The 4200-nt window shown below is 34.8% G+C and carries 6 protein-coding genes; 5 read left to right on the top strand and 1 reads right to left on the bottom strand.

Going from position 1 to position 4200, the window contains the following annotated elements; translation table 11 throughout:
• Positions 1–380 precede the first annotated feature (380 nt).
• Complete coding sequence (locus H5072_RS21205) at positions 381–503, bottom strand: hypothetical protein (RefSeq protein ID WP_259395943.1); 123 nt, start codon at positions 501–503, stop codon at positions 381–383.
• A gap of 21 nt (positions 504–524) precedes the next feature.
• On the opposite strand from H5072_RS21205, the gene H5072_RS12945 reads away from it, so the two are divergent.
• The 5 genes from H5072_RS12945 to H5072_RS12925 all read left to right on the top strand — a co-directional run bounded on the left by H5072_RS12945 (position 525) and on the right by H5072_RS12925 (position 4113).
• Positions 525–1274, top strand: a complete 750-nt coding sequence (locus H5072_RS12945) for an ATP-binding protein (protein ID WP_182693747.1) — start codon at positions 525–527, stop codon at positions 1272–1274.
• Between the two features lie 136 nt (positions 1275–1410).
• Positions 1411–2424 (top strand): DUF5924 family protein, encoded by a 1014-nt coding sequence (locus tag H5072_RS12940; protein ID WP_182693746.1) that lies wholly within the window; start codon positions 1411–1413, stop codon positions 2422–2424.
• 71 nt (positions 2425–2495) lie between these two features.
• On the top strand, positions 2496–2732 hold the full coding sequence (locus tag H5072_RS12935; protein ID WP_182693745.1) for a hypothetical protein: 237 nt from the start codon (positions 2496–2498) through the stop codon (positions 2730–2732).
• An 11-nt stretch (positions 2733–2743) separates the two neighbouring features.
• Complete coding sequence (locus H5072_RS12930; RefSeq protein WP_182693744.1) at positions 2744–3187, top strand: hypothetical protein; 444 nt, start codon at positions 2744–2746, stop codon at positions 3185–3187.
• 122 nt (positions 3188–3309) lie between these two features.
• Positions 3310–4113, top strand: coding sequence for a hypothetical protein (locus tag H5072_RS12925; RefSeq protein ID WP_182693743.1), 804 nt, complete (start codon positions 3310–3312; stop codon positions 4111–4113).
• The last annotated feature ends 87 nt before the right edge of the window (positions 4114–4200 follow it).

Below are 4200 nucleotides of genomic sequence, written 5' to 3'. Positions count from 1 at the left end.
CAGCTTTAAGTTGTTAGTAATAGTGTTTAGCGCTAAGGGATGAGTAATTTATACGTTGATTGGTATATGAAGAAAAACGGTTTAATTTCACATAAAACATGAGTCATATTCATTAATCATTATTGTTAAATTCGATTAAGTAGTAATTGACGAGAAAAAGGCATAAATCGATATAAATAAAAGATGGATGCTTAGCCGTTTAGACTTCCCTTGTTTTGGAGTGCACTTTATTCATGTTGAACATGAGGAATATTCAAAGGGGTTTTTTATAGCTATAACAGTACTTTAGCAAAATTTTTAGTATGTTAAGTCGTTGCTTGTACTAAGAGTCATCACTGGGAAAGTTTTAATTAGCTATAAAGGCAGATACTTCAGCTCATCTAACCTAAATGATAAACCGACTTTTCTGAGTACGTATATAAATGCTTGTAAATTAATAAAAGCGTTATAAACCATATTAATGGCAATGCCAGTGCATTAACTAAGTTATAATCGTTTTTCATCACCTCACCTATTGAGTATTCGTGGATATCAAAGGCACTTGTATTGCATCAACTATTGATGAGCATGGCCCTGTTTATGTATATCAAACAAAAAAGAATCTTATTCTCAGCTTTGACGGAAAAATTTATCAAAGCTGTATTAAATTAAATAATATTAACGGGTTAAGCTTAGCTTATACGCAAGCGATGATGGCTGCGCTTTTTTTTATACCCAATTTAAAAACCGCGATGATAATGGGGCTTGGGGCGGGCTCTATAGCAAAAAGTCTTTATCATGCGTTTCCTGCGCTGACTATACATACCGTTGAATACCGTAAAGCTGTTGCTGATATGGCTATAAAATATTTTGAAGTTCCCGTGTCAGAACGTTTGTTTATTCATATTGATGATGCGGCAAACTACATGAATAAAACGCAGATAAAAACAGATGTTATTTTTTCTGATTTATATAGCTCAGATGGGATGGAGACAGATCAGGTGCAATCATCCTACTTACGTGATTGTAAAAATGCGCTCACTTTTGATGGTGTTTTAGTACTTAATATTTGCCATACCAAAATTGGGCAGAGGGAAGTGTTTGATCAACTACTTGAGAAAGAATTTGCAGGAAAGATTCTTAGTTTTATTATTGAAGGCGGTAATAAAATTGTGTTCGCTTTTAACAATAAAATGCCTGCACTTAGTGAGGATGAATTACTGGTAAAAGCTCACGCGTTACAAAAATTAATAAACGTACCAATGACGCGCTATGCAGAGCTTTTATTTAATTAAAAATGGTTAGTTTGATGTACTGTTAAATGGCGCGTTTAAATCCATCCATCTATCTGTTGTTCATTTAAACTTGGTTAAACTAATCATTCTCTGAATAAAAATAATAAAGTACGTACCCGTACGGAAACACTCATACATGGATTACTGTAAAAATATAATCGCTAAATTTATAAGCGCGATGCAAAAGCGGCCTGGATTATTGGCTGTGTTGGCGTTTTTGTCGGGCGTTGCTAGCTTTGTACTTGTAGATAGAAAAGAGTCTTTTTCGCAATTTATTGCAATATTTTTACTTATTAGTTGGTTGTGGCTAATTATTGATAATTGGCTTCGTGATAAAGTAGAAGAAAAGTTTGGTGTGGCAGTATCTCCTAATGTAATGCGTTTTGCGCTACAAATGGTGCAACAAGAAAGCCTATTTTTTGCGTTGCCATTTTTTTTAGCGGTTACGCAGTGGGATCATCCTCAAGCAATTTTTACTTCCCTTATTGCTTTGTGTGCAGTTATATCGGTTATCGATCCCTTTTATTATAAAAAACTTGCTAGAAACCGCACGCTATTTAGCGTGTTTCATAACTTTGCTTTATTTGTTGTTTTGCTTGTTACGTTACCTATTTTGTTAAACCTTACAACGAGCCAAAGTTTAGCTGCCGCACTTGTAACTGCTGTAGTGATTACTCTTCCGAGTTTAAACAATTTAATGCCTAATGCTCGCTGGTGGCGTTTTCCTATTCTTGTATTGATTTTATGTGCTTTAAGCACAGCAGTGTGGCAATTAAGAAGCTATGTGCCTCCTGCAGCACTGCGATTAACCGATATTACGTTAGCTCATGAAGTTGATTTACAGCATAAAAAGCCAGTAGGGAGTATTAAACACTTAGATTCTTATACGCTCCACCATCAAGGTTTATATAGTTGGACTGCTGTTAAAGCACCAAGAGGCTTAAACGAAAAAATATTTCATGTGTGGCTTCATAATAAAAAAGAAGTTGATCGGATCACGTTAAATATAAACGGTGGGAGAGAACTAGGTTATAGAGCGTGGACACACAAAGTAAACTTTCCTAAAGACTCTGTTGGTAAGTGGCAAGTAAAAGTAGTCACCGAATCAGGTCAGTTAATAGGTTTAACGAAATTTACTGTTACACCTTAATGATGGTACTAGGTTTGTAATCTAATAAATATTTGATAGGCTATTTTTACAGTGTTTATTGGATGAACGTTATGAGTTTTGCATTTGATCTGTTTATTTGGTTAATGGTAGAGACTATTTTAGGTTTTTTAATTTACTCAACAGGTTGTACTATTTTAAAAATAGTTACCTTTGGTAAGTTTAAAAGCGATATTACCGATTACGTATCGTTTAAGGCGAATAATGCTAAAAATGTTTATTTAATTTGTGTGCTCGGGTTTAGCTTTTACGTGCTATTAATTGGCTTTGTTGCCTACATGAGTCATTAAATTATAATTACATGAATAATAATACATTATTTACAGCAGGCATTTTAAGCTTTATAGCATCACTTTTACATGTAGCCTGTGTTTTTGTAGGGCCTGACTGGTATCGCCTTTTGGGTGCTGGTGAGCAAATGGCTCAAATGGCAGAGCAGGGTAGTATGTATCCTACTTATGTAACTTTAGCTATTTCAGTTATTATTGCTATTTGGGGCTTTTATGCGCTCTCTGGTGCAGGCGCCATTTTAAAACTGCCATTTTTAAAAACTGCACTCGTATTAATAACCGCAGTGTATTTAATACGAGGTATTGCGGGTTTAATCATTCCTTTTTTAACTTCAAGCCAAATCGTTCATCAGAATTCTATTCAATTTTGGATTATAAGCTCGATAATCTGCTGCATTTATGGGTCATTTTACTTATTTGGTACCCTTAAATTGTGGCGAATAAAAAATGTATGAATGCTAGATTTCCTGATCTTTTAAATTCAAATTATTAAATACTGATAGCTTATTTTTATATTGCGAAATACTATGTGCGACTATTTTTTACGCGCATATATTTTGGCTTTAGGTATCTATAAATGAATAAAACGTTATTGAGTACTTTGCTTGCAGCTCTTATTTGTACATCTCTTTTAGCTAAAGTGCAGGCCCAAGACGTTCATGTACTTGAGCCTGAATTAGGTGTTGGCGGAAATATTAAGCTAGATGAGGCAAGTACGGCTTATGTTGATGACGGTTTTGATTTTCATGTGCATCCACTTTGGGAAGGCCGATATGTAAGTGAGGGCCGTGACAATTTAGCGGGTAAAGGTATTGCCTCAATCGCAACTGAATTCAATTATAATGAAATAGCTATTATTCCGTGGGTTGCAACGGGTGTTGATAGCGATTATACCGAGTTTAACTTAAATGCTATTTACGCAACTCAGTTATTTAATACCGTTGATATATTTATTGGCTACAACCATTTAAGATCGCGTGAAAATACCTCTAATGATCACGACAATGAGGTTAGCTTAGATTTTTCGTATTTTTACGATGATAAATTTCAGCTCACTAGCAGCGCATATTATTCGTTTGATTCTCAAGGCACATTTATAGAGCTTGCGATAAACAAAGGCTACGAGATAAATGAAGCTGTTAATATCGATTTTCAAACGGGGCTAGGGTTTAATGCAGGTTATGTAAGTGATGGCCATAATGGTATTAACAACCTTAAGCTTACAGCTAACGTGTCGTATCAAGTTATTAAGCAACTTGAAGTATACGCATATACTAGCTACACCATGGCAATTAATAAAAACGCTGAGCGTTTTGTGGGTGATCAAACCTTAAAAAACGTGTTTTGGAGTGGTATTGGTCTGAGCTATCTATATCGTTAAAAGTTAGCAGCACAATAAAATGGTTGTGCTGCTTATTAAGAGTTTATCAATAAAAATTAGCCCTAAATTTACATAGCTTTATTAACG

Origin of the sequence: Pseudoalteromonas sp. SR45-5, assembly GCF_014163565.1 — a bacterium.
Classification (GTDB): Bacteria; Pseudomonadota; Gammaproteobacteria; order Enterobacterales; family Alteromonadaceae; genus Pseudoalteromonas; species Pseudoalteromonas distincta.
The sequence above is the reverse complement of the archived record's forward strand: the minus strand, read 5'-3'. Positions and strand labels throughout refer to the sequence as shown.